The sequence below is a fragment of the Acidobacteriota bacterium genome (assembly GCA_020845575.1).
Classification (GTDB): domain Bacteria; phylum Acidobacteriota; class Vicinamibacteria; order Vicinamibacterales; family Vicinamibacteraceae; genus Luteitalea.
Genome location: JADLFL010000044.1, coordinates 24,666 through 43,291, shown reverse-complemented (window position 1 = coordinate 43,291; position 18,626 = coordinate 24,666). Strand labels below are relative to the sequence as shown.

Sequence of the window (18,626 nt, the reverse complement as noted above, 5' to 3'; positions counted from 1 at the left end):
ATTCGGCCGACACACCGGGGAGAAGACACACTCGTGACTCGGACTCCGCCCCCTTCCCGCACCCTCACAGCCGGTCTCCCGGCCGACGCGTCTCCCGCGCGCCGGCGACTCGAGACCTCGGCGGTACCGGAAGCGGAGCAGGCGTTCGAGACCTTCAGCTACGCGGTGTCGCACGACCTCCGGGCCCCGCTGCGTGCCATCGAGGGCTACGCACAGGCGCTGGTCGAGGACTACGGCGGAGCGCTGCCTGAGGGCGCGCACGAGTTCGTCGCGCGTATCAGGTCGGCGACGCAGACCGTCGAGCAGCGCGTGGACGCCCTGCTCCGGCTGTCGCGTCTCAGTCGCGGCGCGCTGCGCAGCGAGCCCTGCGACCTGGCAGAGCCGGCGGCGCACCTGCTTGCCGATCTTCGGCGGGCCGAACCGACGCGGCACGTCGACGTGACGCTGGCCACCTCTATCCCGGTGATGGGAGACGCCACGCTGCTGGCGATCGCACTAGAGAACCTGCTGACCAACGCGTGGAAGTTCACGCGCGGCAGGGCGGACGCGCGCATCACGCTCGACGTGGCGTCGGACGGCGACGACATCATCATCATCGTTCGCGACAACGGTATCGGATTCGACATGCGGCAGGCGCACCGGCTCGGCGTGCCGTTCCAGCGGCTGCACGCCGGCGATCCGGTCGACGGACTCGGCATCGGCGTCGCGTCGTCGCGACGCATCATCGAACGACACGGTGGCCGACTCTGGGCCGAAGGCGTTCCCGGACAGGGCGCCACGTTCTACGTGTCGCTGCCGACCGTGCGTAGACCGTGACCATGGCTCTCGACGCTCCGTCCCCGCTCGTCCGGCGTCAGGTGGTTCCGACCGCCGTGGCACCGGTCTCGACAGACGGGCGTCGGCCGGCGCCGGCGCAGCCGGGACTGTTCGCCGTCGCGCCTCCCCGCATCGTCCGCGTGCTCATGGCCGAGGACTCGCGTGACGATGCGTGGCTGGTGCAGCGGCAGTTGGAACGAGGAGGGTTTGCGCCGGAGATTCTGCGCGTGCAGGACGAACGCGGTCTCCGCGGGGCGCTCGAGGGTGGACGCTGGGACCTGGTCATCGTCGACTACTCGATGCCGGAGCTGAGCGGACTCGATGCCGTGCGGATCGTGCGGCAGCACTGCGGCAATCTGCCGTGCCTGCTGGTCTCGGGCACGATGGGCGAGCACGTCGCCGTGGAGGCCATGCGCCTGGGCGCCAACGACTACCTGATGAAGGGCAACCTCACGCGGCTCGTTCCCGCTGTCGAGCGTGAGTTGCGCGAGTCGGAGAGTCGTGCCGAGCGCCGACGGGCGGAACGGGCGCTTGCCGCGAGCGAGGAGCGCACGCGCCTGATCCTCGAACACGCACTCGACGCCGTCGTCTCGTTCTCGGCGCGGGGGCACATCACCGAGTGGAACCTGCGCGCAGAGGAGTTGTTCGGGCGGTCGCGGGTGGAAGTCGTCGGGCGCCCGATCCACGAGGTCGTGCTGGCACCCTCCGAGCGCGCCGCGTTCGTCGACGCGCTCGGAGGCGGCTTCCCGCCGACGTGCACGCTCGGCGTCAGGCGTCGTGCCGAGGTGATCGGCGAGCACCGCGACGGGCGCGAGTTGTCGCTCGAACTGTCGCTCGTGCCCGTGCCCTCCTCGTCGGGTCTGTCCTACTGCGCGTTCCTGCGCGACCTGTCCGAGCGTCGCGAGAGCGAGGCCAAGCGCGCCAGTCTCGAGGCGCAGCTCAGGCAGTCGCAGAAGATGGAAGCGATTGGCAAGCTCGCGGGCGGCGTGGCGCACGATTTCAACAACCTGCTCACCGTGATCCAGGGGCAGTCCTCGCTGCTCGAAGACGGCATGCTGGACCCGACCGAGATCGGGCCAGCCGCGCACGCGATCGGTGAAGCGGCCGACAAGGCCGCCGAGCTCACGCGCCAGTTGCTGGCCTTCAGCCGGCGGCAGGTGGTGCAGCTCACGCCGATGGACGCCAACGAACTGGTGGCCGATCTCGGCAAGCTGCTGCGGCGCCTGATCGGCGCCGACATCGAACTGCACACCGTGCTCGCGCCGGGACGCGTCCACATCAATGCCGATGCCGGGATGATCGAGCAGGTGCTCATGAATCTCGCCGTCAACGCGCGCGACGCGATGCCGACCGGTGGCTCGCTGGTGGTGTCGACGGCCATCGTGCACGCGCGTCCGCCGCGGTCGGCGCCGGGAGCACCGGGACCGGGCGTCTACGCGCGACTCACGGTGCGCGACTCGGGCACCGGCATCGCGAACGAACACCTGCCGCACATCTTCGAGCCGTTCTATACCACCAAGGACAAGGCGCGCTCGACGGGACTCGGACTGGCCACCGTGTTCGGTATCGTCGAGCAGCATCGCGGATGGGTGGAAGTCAGGACGAAGCTGGGCCACGGCACGCAGTTCGACGTGTACGTGCCGCAGTGTGCGGCGGCCGACGTCGTGACGCCTCCGGCGCGTGCCACGGCACCGCCGCTGCCGCGCGGCCACGAGTGCATCCTGGTGGTCGAGGACGAACTGCCGGTGCGGGAGATGGTGCGTGACGTCCTCGTGCGCCAGGGGTATCGCGTGCACGAAGCGGCATCGGGTCGTGACGCGCTGGAACTCTGGGGGCGTCTGCACCACGAGATCGATCTTGTGCTCACCGACATCGTGATGCCCGACGGCATCATGGGCACCGACCTGGTGACCGCGCTTCGACGGTCGCGACCCGACCTGCCCGTCATCTTCTCCAGCGGCTACAGCCACGAGCCAGACGAGTCACAGCTGCCGCTCGTCGACGGCGTCAACTTCCTCCAGAAGCCCTACCGTCCCGCCGGACTCATCCGCCTGATCCGCGAGCGGCTCGAACAGCCGTGAATCATCCGCAGGGCACGCCCGTGCCGCCGACGCCGCAGTAGCCGTTCGGGTGCGTGTGCAGGTACTGCTGGTGATAGTCCTCGGCGAAGTAGAACGTCGGCGCCGAGACGATCTCGGTGGTGCTGGCGCGGTTGCCGGCGTTGCGCAACGCCGCCTGGTCAGACCTTCGTGACGCAAGTGCCGCGTCGCGTTGTGTCTGGTCGTACCAGCCGATGAGCGAGCGGTACTGCGTACCCACGTCGTTGCCCTGACGCATTCCCTGCGTCGGGTCGTGGTGCTCCCAGAACGTGCGCAGCAGCGTGTCGTACGTCACCACACGCGGATCGAACACCACGCGTACGACCTCGGTGTGACCGGTGAGACCGGAGCACACCTCTTCGTACGTCGGGTTCGGCGTATGCCCGCCCGCGTAGCCGGCGGCCGTCGAGACGACGCCGGGGAGTTGCCAGAACTTCCGCTCGACGCCCCAGAAGCAGCCCATGCCGAAGAGTGCCGTCGCGCTGCCGTCGGGAAACGGTCCAGTCAGGGACTCCGGGAGGACATGGTGCCGCGAAGGCACCGGCATGGCCTGGTCGCGGCCAGGCAGGGCTTCGGCAGCCGTGGGAACGTGGAGTTCGCGAGGATCGTGGAAGCGCATGGGATCAGATGTGGATGAACGGATACCCCGGCGTGTTGCGCCAGATCCAGAATGCCACGGTCACGACCACCATGGCCCAGGCGATCGCGGTTCGGGCACGCACCGTGCGTCGCGCGTCGGCCATCGACGGCAGCAGGGCGAAGGCGGCGAGCGCGGGGCCGCTGATGAACGCCCAGGGGTTGTAGGCGAAGGCCAGTGCCACCTCACCGTGCAGCAGCAGGTGCAGGGCCCGCGTGATGCCGCAGCCCGGACACGCGAAGCCGGTGAGCGTGAGATAGGGACAAGGTGGCGTGAGCGTGTGCCGCGTCGGGTCGAAGACGTACAGCGCGACGCCGACGGCGGCGATGAAGACGGCGGCGGTGGCCGCCGTCTTCAGGGTGATCGGTCCTGTCACGCGACCCCTCTTACATGCCTCCGGTCAACGCGCCGAGCATGGCCATTCCGCCGAAGAACAGGATCCAGAGCAGTCCGAGCACGAGGAGGATCGTGCCGATGATGCCGAGGATCTTGGCCGCTTGTGCCATGCCGCGGTTCGACTCGGCGATCCGGCCGGCGTTGATCTGCTCGATTTCGCCATTGGCGAGATACCACGCCACGGGCGCCAGCAGGCCACAGCAGATGATGCCGAGCACGCCGAAGACGACGGCCATCGTGGCCTTGCTGTTTTCCTGGGCGACGGGGATCGCAGGGGGAATGGGTGTGGACATGCGCGCGCGACTCCTGTTCGGAAGGTTCGAACGTCCTGACGATCATGAACTGGTGAAAACCGTCAGCAGTCTCGCACAACTCGACCATGGGACGAAATGCCCGCACCCGTGTCGCAGGTGTGAGAGAGTGGTCATCACGCGCATGCTGCACGCGCGAGGAGGCCGAATGGAAGGCATATTCCCGGCGTGGGGGCGCATCCTTCGTGGATACCAGCCCAACCTGTCCATCGAACTCACGCGGGAATGCCCCTTGCGCTGTCCGGGGTGCTACGCGTACGGCGACGACCATCTCGGCGGTGACGTCACGTTGCGTCAGATGACCGACCTCAAGGGCGACGCGCTCATCGCCGGCGTGCTCGACGCCGTGCGTGTTCACAAGCCGCTCCATCTCTCCATCATCGGCGGCGAACCGCTCGTGCGCTTCCGCGAACTCGACCAGTTGCTGCCGCAGTTGTCGGCGCAGGGGCTCTACGTCCAGGTCGTCACGAGTGCCGTGCGACCCGTGCCCGTCGCGTGGGCCTCGATCCCGCGCCTCCAGATCGTGGTGTCGATCGACGGACTGCCCGCCGAGCACAACGTGCGCCGCGCGCCCGCGACATACGACCGCATCCTGAAGCACATCGCCGGACATCGGATCACCGTGCACTGCACCGTGACGCGGCAACTCGTGCAGCGCGACGGCTACCTGGAGGAGTTCACGCAGTTCTGGTCCGAGAATGCCGATACGCGGCAGATCTGGTTCAGCCTCTACACCCCGCAGATCGGTGAGGAGTCGGATGAGCGCCTGCGACCCGAGGATCGCGCGCGCGTGGTGCAGACACTGCTCGACCTGCGCACGCGCTACCCGAAGCTGCGCATGCCGAAGGGGATGATCGAGGTGTATCTGCATCCACCCTCGTCGCCCGCCGAGTGCACGTTCGCCCGCACCACGATGTGCGTGTCGTCGGACCTGGCACGGCGGATCACGCCGTGTCAGTTCGGTGGGAATCCCGATTGCGAGCAGTGCGGCTGCATCGCGTCAGCAGGTCTTGACGCGGTCGCCAGGCACCGCCTGCCAGGCGGCCTTCGCGTCGGCGCGATCTTCGACGCCTCGCTGGGCATCGGCAGGGCAGTCGCAAAGCTCCGGCAACCGGCAACGGGCAACCGGCAACCGGTCGCCCACACGTGAAAGCCCCGGCAACGATTGCCGGTTGCCCGTTGCCGATCACTTCACGGCCAATTCGTTCTTGATCGTTGCTGCTGGCGCGATGTCCTTCGCGGCCTTCTCCGCGAGGGCCTTGGCCGCGGCGGTCTTCACCGTGCCTTTCAGCGTCACCGTGCGACCGTCGGCCGACGTATCGACGGTGATACCAGACGCGTCGAGACCCGACGCGGTGGCCAGTGCCGTCGTGACAGCGCCCTTTACGGCCGCCGCAGACATCGCCGTGGCGGCCTGCTGCGTCGCGGCCGCGGCGGCAAGGGCGGCGGTGGCGCCGGCCTGCATCATCTTGTCAGCTGCGTCGGCGCCGCCAGCCTTGGCCGCGTCGGCCATGTCCGCGGCTGATTTCCGCATCTCGGCGCCTGCTGCTTCCATCTGCTGACCCATCGACTTGGTCGCGGCTTCCACCTGGCGCGCCGCGTCCGCCGTAGCCGCCTGCACCTGCTTGGCCGCGGCCTCCGCCGCCTTGGCCGCTTCTTCGGCCCGCCGTTCGGCCTCGGACTTGCCGCATCCCATCATCAGGCTGGCCATCAGCAGACCCGCCACCGTCGTCATCACCCTGCGCATCACCATCGCTCCTCGTGGAAGGGATATTCGGAGGCGCAACTCGTGCCACGCCTCCGAGCAGGAACAACGTCGCGCAGCGGGCAAGCGCACGGCGGACGTGATGCGAACGGGTGTCGCAGACGCGTCGATTGTTCGTTCGGGCCGGTTCAGGCGTTCTGCACCACAAGGCAACTCATCAGGACATCAAGGCAGAACTCTGAAAGGGATGTGCGGATCATGCGCACTTGTTGGCTTCTCTCGCTCACCGCGGCCGTGTGTGCCGGCTTCCTCCTCACCGCAGCGCCAGGGCTCATGGCGCAGGCCCGTCGCCCCTCCACCGGTGCCACGCAGAAAGCCGCTCCGAAAGCGGCCGCCAAGGCCGCGCCCAAGGCCAATCCCACGGTGAGCCTGGCCGGTATCCAGATCGCCGCCCGCAGCCTCGGCAAGGCGCGCTTCGGCGACACCGTGGCCTTCGGAGGGAAATCGGGGCTGACGCTCGCGCTCGCGGTGCGAGTGGCCCCTGGCACGGCGATTCTCGACATCGACGACGATGAGTCGGTCGTCAATGCGTGGACCGACGACAAGGAGACGGATCTGAACGTCGAGCCGGACTGGGACTCGTTTCCTGACTACACCGAAGACCAGACGGGCGGGATCACCACGGTCAGCACCGTCATGCTGCCTGCCGCGGGCGCGCAGCAGGTCACCATCTCCGGTGCGCTGGCCGTGACGACGGCGGCGGGCACGCGCAACGTGCAGGCAAAGAAGGTGGCGCTCACGAAGGGCACCGCCTTCCAGCTCGGCGCCATCGCTGGCTCGATCAGCGAATTCGATGCGAGTGACAGCGGCGGGAGCCTGGCCGTGCGTGTCACGGGCTCCGGTCTCGACGCGATCAAGCGGATCCGTTTCCTCGACGCCGCTGGCACCGAGATCGAGAGCGAAACGAACGGTTCGATGCGCTCCTCGTCCGAGAGCGAGTATTCGTACACCCTGAAGGCAAAGGCAACGACCGTCACCGTGGAGGTCGAACTCTGGCAGAACCTCCAGACGGCGGCCGTGCCGTTCTCGATCACGGCTGGCGTGGGATCCGTGCGGTGATTCCGGCCGTCCCTACCTGGGTGACCTGAGGTACGCGAGCAGGTCGGCGAGTTCCTGCGCGGACATGGCCTCTTCGAACCCGGTGGGCATGAGCGACGAGGGCGCCGCGGTCATCGAGACGATGTCTCGACGAAGGATGGCATGCGGCTGCCCTGTCGCGTCGCGCACGGTGACACTGTTGGGCGCTTCGGATTCCAGTCGGCCGAAGAGCGCGCGACCGTCGCGTGTCTCGACCGAGTACGCGTCGTAGCCTGGCGTGATCTCGTGGTCGGGCACGAGGATGTGGAGCAGGATGGCGTCGGCCGGTTGATTGCGGATGCCGCTCAGGTCCGGTCCCGTGTGCCCGCCGCTGCGATCGACCGTGTGACACGCCTGGCAGTGCCGCGTGTACTGGTGGGCGCCGCGTGAGGGGTCGCCCGCACGGCGCAGCACGTCGGGCCGCACTCGTTCGTAGGTCTGCATGCGGTTGCCGGCGCCACGGGAGTTCGTGTCTGGGCCTGACGTGCCCAGCCCTGACGCGAGCACCCGCGTCGCACGCGCGCGAATCGCTGGATCGCGATGGCGCACCAGCCGATCACGCCACGCCACGTTGAGGACGTTCTGGCCCATCTGCCGCTGTTCGAGCGCGTCGAGGAGGATGTGCACGTGTCGCGCGTCTCCGAGCAGCAGCGTCAGCACGGCGTCGCGCGTCCGCGGCGTGTAACTCTGCCAACGACGCGCGTCGAGCAGACGTGCGGCCGCCTCCCGTTCGGACATCTGGCCCAGCGCGCGCACGGCCGCCAACTGGACATCGGCCGGCACTGACGGTGCCAGCAGACCGAGGAGCGTCTCACCGCTGTCCCCGAAGTGTCGGTGTCCGAGCAACTCCACGGCCGGCACGCGCAGCGCCGCTGGTGTGTCGTCGGACGCCGCGATGGCTCGTGCACGCACGATCAGGGCATCGACGCGTGTGCGGGCGGTCCGCGCCCGTGGCGTGTCAGCCGCCAATATCGACAGGAGAGGCGACCGGCCGGCCTCCGCCATCCCACGCGCACGCAGGCCGCGCGCGAGCCCCACCAGCGCCGCCGACTGCCAGGTGGCGTCGGTTGCCGGGTCGGCGATGGACGCGATGAGGTCGATGCAGCGTTCGATCGATTCGGCGGCGCCGAATACCTGGCCGAGGTCGGCCATCACGGCCGCGCGAACCGCGGGCGTCATGGGCGAGTCCGTGAACGCGTCGAGGAACGTGCCTGCGCGCGTGCCGATCCCGCTGAGCACGGAGGCTCGCATCCAGCGGTCCGTGCCGTCACGTCGCGCCACCGCGGCGAGTGCCTGCACCGCGCGCTCATCCGCCACATCGCCGAGCGCCAGCGCCACGCGCAGACGGACGCGCGCGTCATCGTCGGCGGCGAGCGGCAGGACCGCGTCCAGCAGCGCTGGAGAGGACGTCAGGCGTCCTTCCGTGATCCGAACGGCATTCTCGCGGATGCCAGGCGCGCCATCACGTAAGGCACGACTGACATCATCGTCTTCGAGGGCGCCGAGCCCCTCGAGCGTCCAGAGCGCATGGAGCCGCCCCATCTCCGCTGGCGATGACGCCGCGAGGGTCCGGAGGTGAACGACAGCGTCGCGCGCCTGCCGCTCGACGAGCAGGCGCTGGGCCGTGTCGCGCCTCCACGCATTCGGATGCGTCAGCGCCGCCACGAGCGTCTCTGTCGATGCGTCGTCGAGCGCAGCGCCGAACCCGACAGGTGGACGCGCCGCAGCGGCGAGTCGATAGATGCGGCCCCGTTCCCTGCCGGCGCGGAAATCGAAGAGCGGCCGGCTCGCTTCCGGCACATACTGCGGGTGATCGATGTCCCTGCGGTACATGTCCACGACGTAGAGCGCGCCGTCGGGTCCGTTGGCACTGAACACGGGTCTGAACCACGTATCGGGAGACGCGAGAAACTCCACGCCCGTACGTGCGGGGCGCGATCGGAACGTCGCGCCCGTCGGCTCGCGCACCTGCCGCTGCACGAGGTTCTGCGCCGACTCGCAGATGAAGATGCTGTCGCGATGGCCGTCAGGCAGTGCGTCGCCGCGATGGATGTGGACGCCACTCGCCGCGGTGAACGTGCCGGCGTGAGGGGTGCCCATCAGGTTCGGGATGAACGACGCGGTCGTCAGGTCGCGGCTGAGGGGCCACACGACGGCGTCGGCACCGACGGTCGACACTTCCTGCACCGTCTCGGAGAACGTGAGGTACGGGTTGCGCTGCAGGTACCGCGGCTCGAGCACGACGTGCCACACGGGATGGCGATTGGAGCAGATGAAGCGGCGGCCGTGGTCGTCGAACGTCAGGCCGTACTGTCCCTGTCCGCCGGTCAGTTCGAACGCGAGCGTGCGCGGATTGACGCGCGAGTCGCTCGAGGCGAACGCGACGGGCGCCTGGTCGGGTCGATCGGGGACCACCACGCGTCCGCCGTTCAGACCGCTCGTCAGGTAGATCCAGTTGTCGAGGCCGGAAGTCGGGTGGCTGAAGCGGATCTGCGCCGTCCGCGTGGCGTCGAAGCCCGTGAGCACCACGCGTCGTTGGTCGGCCACGCCATCGCCGTCGGTATCCTTCAGATACAGCAGGTCTGGCGCGCACGTGACCAGGACGCCGCCGTTCCACACCATGATGCCGTTGGGGTAGGTGAGGCCCGTCGCAAAGTCCGTGCGCTTGTCGTAGCGCCCATCGCCGTCGGTGTCGATGAGCTGCGCGATGACACCCTGCGCCTCCTGGGGTGGCTCACCGTCGAGCGGATCGGGATATCCACGATTCTCGACCACATAGAGCCGGCCACGTTCGTCGAACGCGATGGCCACGGGACTCCGGACGAGCGGTTCGGCAGCCACCAGATCGATGCGATAGCCTGGCTCGACCACGAACGCTGCAAGTGCATCGGCCGGCGAGAGCGGCGGCCGATCGTCAGCGTGTGACGGATCGTGGGCAGACCGCGGCAACTGCGTGCAGGACATGGTCGCCAGCAGCAGCGCCACGGGCGCGATCGGCGGTCTGAGCATGGCAATCGGTGGAGTCTATCGCCCTGTCGTCGACGTGTCTCTACCTCAATGCTGCCAGCATCGCCAGCAGCGCGTCGGTCATCTTGCGGGCGGCGTCCGGCTCCACGCGGTTGGTGCCGAGCCACGTCTCGTAGCCACCGAGTTGGTGGTGACGAGCCGTCGGCAGATATCCTTCGGAACCGTTGGCCAGAGAGATGGTGAAGCTCTGCGCGAAGGGGGTCTTTGCCTTGATCTCGATGCCGATCTCGGCGAAGACCTCGAAGGGCATCGTGGCGATACCGAGATCGCCGATGCGCACCGCCTGCAGGACGACGTCGAGGGTGGGTGGGGCGCTGGCGCGGCCGAGGGTGCGCTCGGCGTAGATGCGCTCGCGTGGATGGCGCAAGGGCGCATCTGCCGGACGCGCCATGACTGCCTTTGCCCATACCAGCAACTCCGGCGTGGGTCGGCGCGTCTCGAGCGTCATTGTCTGCTGCGCCATGCGGACTGGTGCGGCGTCGTGCCACGTGACGTGCTGATAGGCGTCGAAGACACGCGCGGCCACGCGATTGGCCACGCGCGTCATGCGCTCGTATGACGGCAGCCGCTGCTGCCCGCCACGGACGTCGACGTTGTTGACGTCGCCGCTGGTGCCGTTCGAGAGGATGGCGACAAAGCGCGATGCACGTTCGTCCTCACCGATCATGTGCGCCAGGCGCCGCGCGAACACGCCGAAGTAGTCGGCCGAGACGTGGCCTTCAGGTACGCCGCCGACGTAGTGCAGCGAGTAGTTGGCAAGGACCGAGATCGGCCGTCCATTCAGCGCGCGGACGGCGAGGATCGCGATGTCGGGGTCTGTGGGGCCGGCCGGCTCGATCAGTTCCGGACTGCCGACACGCGGATTCATCTGCACGCGGTCGGTGCTGCCGAACGGGTTCTCGAGGTGCGGGCCCGGGTGCATGAACCAGCGGCGGTTGAACACCTCGTCCGGCAGTGAGGCTCGTCCCCAGGCGACCTGCGCGGGCTCGAGATTCGCGACGCCCAGGCGGATGCTGTCGGCGATGCGCGTGGCGAGGAACGTCTGGTAGTCGTCGAGCGCGGGCGACACCTCGTACTCGGCGGGCGACCAGCGCTCGCCGAGCGATGTCGTCGCCGAGTGCGTGTGCGTGGCGCTGACGAGGATGCGCTCGGCGGGAATGCCCGTGTGCGCGTGCGCCAGTCGCTTGGCGTGGTCGATCACGTGCCGCGGGACGCCGAGGCTGTCGACCACCACGATCGCCACACGGCTCTCGCCATCGTCGAGCACGAGACATCGCGCGTGCAGTTCGTCGTGTATATGGGTTGCCGGCGTCGGCGTCCAGTTGCCGACGATGAGACCGCCGAGCGCGGGCGTGATGTTGGCGGTGGCCGCGCCCGCGCGGAAGCGGCGCGGTGTCGTCTCCGCCGTGGGTAGGGCCGGCGCTCCGAGCCCGGCCTGTGCGCGTGCAGGCAAGGCGGCGAGCAAGACGAGGAGCGCGAGCGCGGTGAAGAGACGAGGGATGACCATCGCGAATCGGTGGAGTCTATCGCGACTGTCGCTCCCTCACCGCTGCAGACGGCGGCCGTGCCCGTTCCTGCTCGGCCGCCGTCTATTTCGTGCGGTGATTCGGTCAGCGGGCGCGCGTGGCAGCGCCGGACGCGACCGCGGCGGCCAACAGGCTCGCCGCGCGGGCCTGCGCCGCGGCTTCGCGAGCCGCCGCACGCGCTTCCTGCCGTGCTGCACGGTCTGACGCCAGTGTCCGTTCCGATTCGCGAGCGCGTTCGGCGTCACGGGCGGCGTGGATGGCCGCCACGCGCGCGACCGTCACACCGGTCTCGGCCCGTCTCATGGCGATGTCGGCCTGACGTGCGCCGATGTCAGCCTGTCTCTCGCCCTGTGCGCGCATCGCCGCGCCGACGCGATTCATCTCCTTACCGATGCGATTCATCTCCTGACCGACGACGGTGACGGGCGCGAAGGCATCGCGCACGGCCCGGATCGTCGAGGGATCGCGCGTGACGTACGACGTGCCGTCGTGCCGGAACCAGATCAACGTGTCGTCAGCCGATGTCTGCTGTCGCTCGGCTTCAGCCCTGTCGCGCGAACTGCCTGCCGACATCGAGCGGCCAGGGCCGTCGAGCAGGATGAACGGAAGTTCGTCGTTGACGAGGTGCCATTCGCTGCGTGCCGCTGGGGCCGGCGGGGCAGGTGGCGCTGGCGGGGCTGGCTGCGCGACCGGTGCCGGCGGTGCTGGCTGTGGCGCGGGAACCGGGACGCCGAATGGCGCGCGTGGTGCGGCCGGTGGCGCCGGCACGTCTGGGAGAACAGCTACCGGCGTGAGCGGCGCCGGCGGGGCGGGTGGAACGGGGACGTCGGGTACGAACGTCGCGGACTCCAGTGGCAGCGGTGCCGGAGCAGGGACGGGCGCCGCGACGGCAGCAGGTGTGGATTGAGGTTCCGGCACCGGCGTCGGCGCGGGCTGCGCGGCGATGGTCAACGGCAGCAGCAGGGCGGGCGCGCCCGCACTGGTCCACCACCACCGCGACGGACGCGTGTGCACACGATCGAGCATCGTCAATCTCCTCTTCAACTGGCTGAACGAGCGAGACGCACCCGCGGCCGCGAGCACATCGTCCGTGGTGGCCACACCGAGCTTCACGATCGCGCGGCCGTAATCGGCCGGCGCGACGTCGAGTGTCTGCAGAACGTCGGCATCGCACGCTTCTTCGCGTGCGGCGAGGTACTCGCGCAGTGCGAGGCGCGCGAGTGGATGGAACGCGAACACGCGCGACGCGATGGCCGGCACCCATCCCCAGGCGAGATCGCGCCGGCGCATGTGCGCGAGCTCGTGTCCCAGCACGAGATCGAGCTCATCGCGCGTCAACGTGTCGGGGCTCGACGCCGGAAGCACGATGGCGGGACGGATGATGCCCATGAGCAATGGCACGCTGACGATGCGCGACGCGAGGACGCGCGGCACGATCGGCAGCGCGAAACGCGCCACGAGATCGATCGCGCGACCGATGACGTGCGGCGGTGCGGGAATGGCATCGCGCCTCAGGCGTCGCGCGGTTCCCAGCGCTCGCCAGAGACCCGCGGCGTGCAGCGCGAGTATCGATAGCCAGATCGCGACGAGCAGGACGGGCCAGAACGTGGCGTAGGGGAGTGTCACGCGCGACGGGGCCATGTCGGCGTCCGTCGCCGGAACGATGGCGTCGTACGCGACAGGAATGTCATTCGACGTCGTCGCGCGGACGGCAGGTCGCGGCTGGCTGTCGACGAGCGCCACGCCCGGTGCGCGGCCGTCTTCGAGCGTCGCCATGGCGCGCTCGGGTACCGGCAGCCATGGCAGCGCGACGCCCGGAAGCGGCAGCAGGCCGAGCATCAGCTTCAACGACACGGACCACCACAGCCACGCACGCGCCGACGCCGGCAGCGACGGCACCGCGCGGATGACGGCCCACACGACGATGGCGCACACGGCACCGTCGATCGACGCGCGCGTCAACGCGACGAGCACGTCGAGACTGCCGGTCCGGAGCAGATCGGCGAGCGTCAGCAGCGTCATGACGACCTCTTCGTGCGGTGTTCGAGGCGCGCCACGAGGGCCTGCAGTTCCGCCAGTTCCTCGGGGGTGACGTTGGCCTCGTCGCTGAGATAGGCCACAAATGGCGACATCGAACCGCCGAGGGTACGAGAGACGAATGTGCCCACGGCGTCCTTCAGGACCTCGTCAGGTCCCGCGGCAGAGGTGTAGCGGAACACGCCATCGGTACGCCTGCGCGACAGGTGTCCCTTCTTGCGCAGCCGTTCCATCATCGTGAGGATGGTCGAGCGGGCAAGGTCGCGCGGCGTGCCGTACTGATCGGCCACTTCGCCGACCGACAGGGCCGGGTGCTCGGCCAGCCAGGTGAGGAGGGCGAGTTCCTGCTCGCCGGGTCGCTTGATGGTCGCCACGTTGTCGTTCCTTCGCGTTGACTACAACTGTCGTCAACAGGGGCAGTGTGCCACTGACTACAGTTGTCGTCAACACCCGGAACGTCAGACGAGGGCGGTCGCAGAACGGTTCACGGCGTCCAGTCCGGACCCAACCGCACGCGTCTCCGTCAGAGCGGGCGGACCTGGATGTTCCTGAAGTGGACGCGGCTCTTGGGGTCGTGGCCCTGCAGCGCGAAGGTGCCCTTCGAGAGGAGGCGCTGCGCCATGCTGGCGGGGCGTTCCACGCCGGCCGGCTCGGTGTAGGCCACCGTCGTGACGCCGTTCACCTTGATCGTCACGGTCCTGCCCTTGACGATCACGAGCTGCGTGAACCACTCGTTGTCGCGCGCCGGCGCGGAGATCATGTAGTTGACGATGTTGTAGAGACTGCCGGTACGGATCGGGTCGGTGTGCGAGTTGTTCACCTGCACCTCGTATCCCTTCTCGGGCCAGCCGCTCTCCCGGTACTCGGTGTGGAAGTACATCCCCGAGTTGGAACCCGGGAACGTCATCACGTCGGCCTTCCACTCGAAGTCGGTGAACACGTGATCCTGCACGGGGCCCATGTAATAGAGGTGTGCGCGTGGCCCGAACACGACGATGGCGCCGTCCTGCACGCTGAACGTCGCGGCGTTCTCGCCGACCTTCCAGCCGTCGAGGGTCTTGCCGTCGAAGAGCGAGATCCAGCCGTCCTGGGCCCGCAGGGACACGAGCGAGTGGGGGACCAGCAGCAGGACGGCTCCGCACAGGGCGGTCAGCCACGACAGTCGGGCGCGCATCGAACCTCCATCGAAAGACGCGGCGACTCTATCATGGACGGTTGAGTGTCCCGATGATCACGTTCTCGAAGATCTCCAAGCAGTACGGCCGCCAGGTGTTGTTCGTCGACGCCTCGTTCCAGCTCAATCCCGGCGAGCGCGTCGGCCTCGTCGGTCCCAACGGTGCCGGCAAGACCACGCTCTTCCGCATGATCGTCGGCGAGGAGTCGGCTGACGAGGGCGACCTCTCGGTGCCGCGCAAGCTCACCGTGGGCTACTTCAGGCAGGACGTCGAGGAGATGAGCGGACGCTCCGTGCTCGACGAGGCGATCGCCGGCAGCGGCCGCGTGGGCACGCTGCACCACGAATTGGAGGCGCTCCAGCACGCGATGGGGGATCCCGATCGCGCCGACGACATGGATCGCATCCTCGATCGATTCGGCCACGTGCAGGAGGAGTACGACCACCTCGGTGGCTACGCGCTCGAGGCGCAGGCCCGCGACGTGCTCCAGGGCCTCGGGTTCGATGACGCGCAGATCGACGGCGACGTCGGCGCGCTCTCCGGCGGCTGGAAGATGCGTGTCGCGATGGCGCGGGTGCTCCTCGGCAAGCCAGACGTGCTGCTGCTCGACGAGCCCACCAACCACCTCGATATCGAGTCGATCCTGTGGCTCGAACGCTTCCTGACGTCGCTCGACGGCGCGCTCCTCATGACGTCGCACGATCGCGAGTTCATGAACCGCATCGTCACGAAGATCGCCGAGATCGACGGCGGCGAGATCACCGTCTATTCCGGCAACTACGAGTTCTACGAGCGCGAGCGCGCGCAGCGAGAAGCCAATCGCGAAGCCGCGTACGCGCGCCAGCAGGCGATGCTCGCCAAGGAGCAGCGCTTCATCGAGCGGTTCTCCGCGCACGCCGCCAAGGCCGCGCAGGTGCAGAGTCGTGTGAAGGCGCTCGAGAAGATCGAGAAGATCGAACTGCCGAAGAAGCGGAAAGTGGTGCCGTTCAAGTTCCGCCAGCCGCCGCGCTCGGGTGACAGGGTCGCGGTGCTCGAGGGCCTGACGAAGGCCTACGGCGATCGCGTGGTGCACGGGGGCCTGTCGATGAACATCATGCGCGGCGAACGCTGGTGCGTGATGGGGAAGAACGGTGCGGGCAAGTCCACGCTCCTCCGGATGATCGCGGGCGCGCTGGCGCCGGACGCCGGACAGGTCACGCTCGGCGCGAGTCTCCAGATGGGGTACTTCGCGCAGCAGTCGTTGCAGGTGCTCGACCCGGACCTCACGATCGAGACGCAGGTCCAGAAGGACTTCCCACAGGAATCGATCGGCGTGCTGCGCAACCTGCTCGGTGCCTTCCAGTTCTCCGGAGACGATGTGGACAAGCCCATCCGGGCGCTGTCCGGCGGTGAACGGACGCGGCTGGTGATTGCGCGGATGCTGCTGTATCCGCCGAACTTCCTCGTGCTCGACGAGCCGACCAACCACCTCGATCTCGCGACCAAGGAGATGCTCATCGAGGCCCTGACCGACTTCGAGGGCACGATAATCTTCGTCTCGCACGACAGGACGTTCCTGCGCGGGCTGAGCAACCGCGTGCTCGAACTGGGAGGCGAGAGCGGACGCGAGCGGGAGCCGCACCTGTTTCCGGGGTCCTACGTGGAGTACGTCGCGCGCACAGGCCACGAAGCGCCTGGCGTCCACGCCTGACGCAGACGCGCCCGCGGCCGCGACTTGCGTTCGGCCGCCGCTTCGCCATACAAGGCCCTATGGATCGTCGTGACCTCCTGAAGCAGGGCAGCCGTGCGCTCGCCCTCGCCGCGCTGCCGCTGCCGATGTCCATCGCCGCGCGCGCGCAACCGAAGCCGCGCCGCGTCGGCCTCATCGGCTCGGGCTGGTACGGCAAGGCGGACCTGCTGCGCCTCATCCAGGTCGAGCCGGTCGACGTGGTGTCGTTGTGCGACGTCGACGCGCAGATGCTCGCGGGTGCCGCGGAGATCGTCGCGTCGCGGCAGGCATCGCGAAAGACACCACGCACGTATCGCGACTACCGCGAGATGCTGAAGGAGCGCGATCTCGACGTCGTGCTCATCGGCACCCCCGATCATTGGCATGCGCTGGCGGCCATCGAGGCGATGCAGGCGGGCGCGCACCTCTACCTGCAGAAGCCGATCAGCGTGGACATCGCCGAGGGGCAGGCGATTCTCGCCGCCGCGCGCCGTCACACTCGCGTGGTGCAGGTCGGCACGCAGCGCCGCAGCACGCCACATCTGATCAACGCACGGCGGCGAGTGATTCAGGAAGGCCTGCTGGGGAAGGTCGCGTACGTGGAGATCTACTGCTACTACCACATGCGCACGCGCGAGAATCCACCGGACGCGACACCGCCGGCCACGCTCGACTACGAGATGTGGACGGGGCCCGCCCCCATGCGGCCCTACAACGCGCTCGTCCATCCGCGGGGATGGCGTGCCTTCATGGAATACGGCAACGGGATCGTCGGCGACATGTGCATCCACATGCTCGACATGGTGCGGTGGCTGCTCGACCTGGGCATGCCGGAACGCGTGGCGTCGACCGGCGGGATTCTCGTGCAGCCCAACAGCAGGGCCAACATCAGCGACACGCAGACGGCGACGTTCGATTTCGGGTCGCTGCCCGTCGTGTGGACGCATCGCACGTGGGGCGACGCCCCGGATCCGAAGTACCCGTGGGGCGCCACGATCTATGGCGACAAGGGCACGCTCAAGGCGAGCGTGATGAGTTGGGACTTCATCCCGCGCGGCGACGGCACGCCGCTCCACGAGGACGTGACGTACGAGTTCGAGCAGTATCCGGAGGATCGGACCGAGAAGGATCTGGAGCGGCATGTTGCGCCGGCGATGCGCGGCCACATGCGCGACCTGCTGCGGTGCATCGACGCGGGTGGACGTCCCGTCGCCGACATCGAGGAAGGCTACATGTCGACGACGGCGTGCATCCTGGCGAACCACTCGATGCAGTTGCGGCGGTCGCTGACGTGGGATCACGAGGCCGGCCGCATCGTGAACGATGCCCAGGCCAACGCGCTGCTGCGCCGGCCGTATCGGGCGCCGTGGACGCACCCCGCGGCATCCATGGCGTGACGGGACGCGGGCCGGTGGAGGTCAGCTGCGTCCGCGCCGGCGACCGATGGAGCGCGTGGGCGGCTCGGGCGGCGTCTCGTCTCCGCCCATCACCTTGAAGGTGCGCGTCACGCGCGACCTGATGCCGCCGACGCCTTCGAGCGTGGCCACGATCTGGTAGTCGCCTGGCGGGAGTTCACGCACGTTGAAAGTGTGGGCGCGCGCGCCGTCGATGCCATCGAGCTGACGCTCGGTGCTGGCGTAGAACACCGGCGCGTCGACGATCATGTGCAGGCGGCGATTGCCGGCGTCGGGCTGCACACGCACCACAACGCGGAGATCGGCTCCGGCGAAGGCCACGATCGGCGAGAACGTGATCGATTGAATGAGCTTGTTCGCGCTTGCCGTGGTTTCGACGGTCGCGGTGACATCAACGGTGTCGGCCGCGCGTCTTGCCTGGGCGCCGGCCATCGCCGGCATCAACTGAAGCAGACCGAGCACCACCGCCGATCGCCACATCGTTGTCGATACGCGTGTACCCATCGCACACCACCACGTCCACAGGAACGCGACAGCTCCCGCCGGACATCACGTGTTCGGCGCGAGCCGATTGATTGGAGACACGCAACGGTACTCCTTGACACGGGAGGACGCAAGCGGGGACCAGCGGGACCCT

16 protein-coding genes are annotated in these 18,626 nt (G+C 68.4%); 6 read left to right on the top strand and 10 right to left on the bottom strand.

The annotated features are described in order from the left end of the window. The first annotated feature begins 33 nt into the window (after positions 1 to 33). Together IT182_12785 and IT182_12780 are read left to right on the top strand one after the other, a co-directional pair. Complete coding sequence (locus tag IT182_12785) at positions 34 to 816, top strand: hypothetical protein (GenBank protein MCC6164217.1); 783 nt, start codon at positions 34 to 36, stop codon at positions 814 to 816. 2 nt (positions 817 to 818) lie between these two features. Next, positions 819 to 2,897 carry a response regulator gene (locus IT182_12780; protein MCC6164216.1) on the top strand — a complete coding sequence of 693 codons (2,079 nt, stop codon included), beginning with the start codon at positions 819 to 821 and terminating at the stop codon, positions 2,895 to 2,897. Position 2,898: 1 nt separating this feature from the next. On the opposite strand, the gene msrA is transcribed toward IT182_12780, so the two are convergent. From msrA to IT182_12765, 3 genes are read right to left on the bottom strand one after another with little or no spacing between them, the layout of a single operon-like run. Next, the gene (msrA, locus tag IT182_12775) at positions 2,899 to 3,534 is read right to left on the bottom strand and encodes a peptide-methionine (S)-S-oxide reductase MsrA (protein MCC6164215.1); all 636 of its coding nucleotides are present in this window, start codon (positions 3,532 to 3,534) and stop codon (positions 2,899 to 2,901) included. Between the two features lie 4 nt (positions 3,535 to 3,538). After that, positions 3,539 to 3,928 (bottom strand): DUF2752 domain-containing protein, encoded by a 390-nt coding sequence (locus IT182_12770; protein MCC6164214.1) that lies wholly within the window; start codon positions 3,926 to 3,928, stop codon positions 3,539 to 3,541. Between the two features lie 10 nt (positions 3,929 to 3,938). After that, positions 3,939 to 4,241, bottom strand: a complete 303-nt coding sequence (locus tag IT182_12765; protein MCC6164213.1) for a hypothetical protein — start codon at positions 4,239 to 4,241, stop codon at positions 3,939 to 3,941. Positions 4,242 to 4,407: 166 nt separating this feature from the next. Between IT182_12765 and IT182_12760 the strand changes: the two genes are divergently transcribed. After that, complete coding sequence (locus IT182_12760; GenBank protein MCC6164212.1) at positions 4,408 to 5,409, top strand: radical SAM protein; 1,002 nt, start codon at positions 4,408 to 4,410, stop codon at positions 5,407 to 5,409. Between the two features lie 36 nt (positions 5,410 to 5,445). Here IT182_12760 and IT182_12755 read toward each other — a convergent pair whose 3' ends face one another. Beyond that, positions 5,446 to 6,006 (bottom strand): BON domain-containing protein, encoded by a 561-nt coding sequence (locus tag IT182_12755; GenBank protein ID MCC6164211.1) that lies wholly within the window; start codon positions 6,004 to 6,006, stop codon positions 5,446 to 5,448. A gap of 216 nt (positions 6,007 to 6,222) precedes the next feature. Between IT182_12755 and IT182_12750 the strand changes: the two genes are divergently transcribed. Then, complete coding sequence (locus IT182_12750) at positions 6,223 to 7,083, top strand: hypothetical protein (GenBank protein ID MCC6164210.1); 861 nt, start codon at positions 6,223 to 6,225, stop codon at positions 7,081 to 7,083. A gap of 12 nt (positions 7,084 to 7,095) precedes the next feature. Here the strand turns inward: IT182_12750 and IT182_12745 are convergent, their stop codons facing one another. The 5 genes from IT182_12745 to IT182_12725 form a co-directional block, all read right to left on the bottom strand. Beyond that, complete coding sequence (locus IT182_12745) at positions 7,096 to 10,110, bottom strand: HEAT repeat domain-containing protein (GenBank protein ID MCC6164209.1); 3,015 nt, start codon at positions 10,108 to 10,110, stop codon at positions 7,096 to 7,098. A gap of 40 nt (positions 10,111 to 10,150) precedes the next feature. Further along, entirely contained in the window at positions 10,151 to 11,635 is a 1,485-nt protein-coding gene (locus tag IT182_12740) for a neutral/alkaline non-lysosomal ceramidase N-terminal domain-containing protein (GenBank protein ID MCC6164208.1), read from the bottom strand. Positions 11,636 to 11,738: 103 nt separating this feature from the next. Then, complete coding sequence (locus IT182_12735; GenBank protein ID MCC6164207.1) at positions 11,739 to 13,676, bottom strand: M56 family metallopeptidase; 1,938 nt, start codon at positions 13,674 to 13,676, stop codon at positions 11,739 to 11,741. Then, positions 13,673 to 14,056 (bottom strand): BlaI/MecI/CopY family transcriptional regulator, encoded by a 384-nt coding sequence (locus IT182_12730; protein MCC6164206.1) that lies wholly within the window; start codon positions 14,054 to 14,056, stop codon positions 13,673 to 13,675. The genes IT182_12735 and IT182_12730 overlap by 4 nt, the downstream gene beginning before the upstream one ends. Before the next feature lie 158 nt (positions 14,057 to 14,214). Continuing rightward, positions 14,215 to 14,865, bottom strand: coding sequence for a DUF1080 domain-containing protein (locus tag IT182_12725; GenBank protein MCC6164205.1), 651 nt, complete (start codon positions 14,863 to 14,865; stop codon positions 14,215 to 14,217). Positions 14,866 to 14,918: 53 nt separating this feature from the next. Here IT182_12725 and IT182_12720 point away from each other — a divergent pair, with 53 nt between their 5' ends. Continuing rightward, complete coding sequence (locus tag IT182_12720) at positions 14,919 to 16,556, top strand: ABC-F family ATP-binding cassette domain-containing protein (protein ID MCC6164204.1); 1,638 nt, start codon at positions 14,919 to 14,921, stop codon at positions 16,554 to 16,556. A gap of 59 nt (positions 16,557 to 16,615) precedes the next feature. Further along, on the top strand, positions 16,616 to 17,971 hold the full coding sequence (locus tag IT182_12715; protein MCC6164203.1) for a Gfo/Idh/MocA family oxidoreductase: 1,356 nt from the start codon (positions 16,616 to 16,618) through the stop codon (positions 17,969 to 17,971). A gap of 21 nt (positions 17,972 to 17,992) precedes the next feature. On the opposite strand, the gene IT182_12710 is transcribed toward IT182_12715, so the two are convergent. Next, a complete protein-coding gene (locus tag IT182_12710; GenBank protein MCC6164202.1) occupies positions 17,993 to 18,493 on the bottom strand; it encodes a hypothetical protein in 501 nt (166 codons plus the stop codon). Between the last annotated feature and the right edge of the window lie 133 nt (positions 18,494 to 18,626).

Coding starts and splice junctions, on each gene's coding strand:
- IT182_12780 (MCC6164216.1), top strand. CDS start 819: ATGGCTCTCGACGCTCCGTCCCCGCTCGTCCGGCGTCAGGTGGTTCCG.
- msrA (MCC6164215.1), bottom strand. CDS start 3,534: ATGCGCTTCCACGATCCTCGCGAACTCCACGTTCCCACGGCTGCCGAA.
- IT182_12765 (MCC6164213.1), bottom strand. CDS start 4,241: ATGTCCACACCCATTCCCCCTGCGATCCCCGTCGCCCAGGAAAACAGC.
- IT182_12760 (MCC6164212.1), top strand. CDS start 4,408: ATGGAAGGCATATTCCCGGCGTGGGGGCGCATCCTTCGTGGATACCAG.
- IT182_12755 (MCC6164211.1), bottom strand. CDS start 6,006: ATGCGCAGGGTGATGACGACGGTGGCGGGTCTGCTGATGGCCAGCCTG.
- IT182_12750 (MCC6164210.1), top strand. CDS start 6,223: ATGCGCACTTGTTGGCTTCTCTCGCTCACCGCGGCCGTGTGTGCCGGC.
- IT182_12745 (MCC6164209.1), bottom strand. CDS start 10,110: ATGCTCAGACCGCCGATCGCGCCCGTGGCGCTGCTGCTGGCGACCATG.
- IT182_12740 (MCC6164208.1), bottom strand. CDS start 11,635: ATGGTCATCCCTCGTCTCTTCACCGCGCTCGCGCTCCTCGTCTTGCTC.
- IT182_12735 (MCC6164207.1), bottom strand. CDS start 13,676: ATGACGCTGCTGACGCTCGCCGATCTGCTCCGGACCGGCAGTCTCGAC.
- IT182_12725 (MCC6164205.1), bottom strand. CDS start 14,865: ATGCGCGCCCGACTGTCGTGGCTGACCGCCCTGTGCGGAGCCGTCCTG.
- IT182_12720 (MCC6164204.1), top strand. CDS start 14,919: ATGATCACGTTCTCGAAGATCTCCAAGCAGTACGGCCGCCAGGTGTTG.
- IT182_12715 (MCC6164203.1), top strand. CDS start 16,616: ATGGATCGTCGTGACCTCCTGAAGCAGGGCAGCCGTGCGCTCGCCCTC.
- IT182_12710 (MCC6164202.1), bottom strand. CDS start 18,493: ATGGGTACACGCGTATCGACAACGATGTGGCGATCGGCGGTGGTGCTC.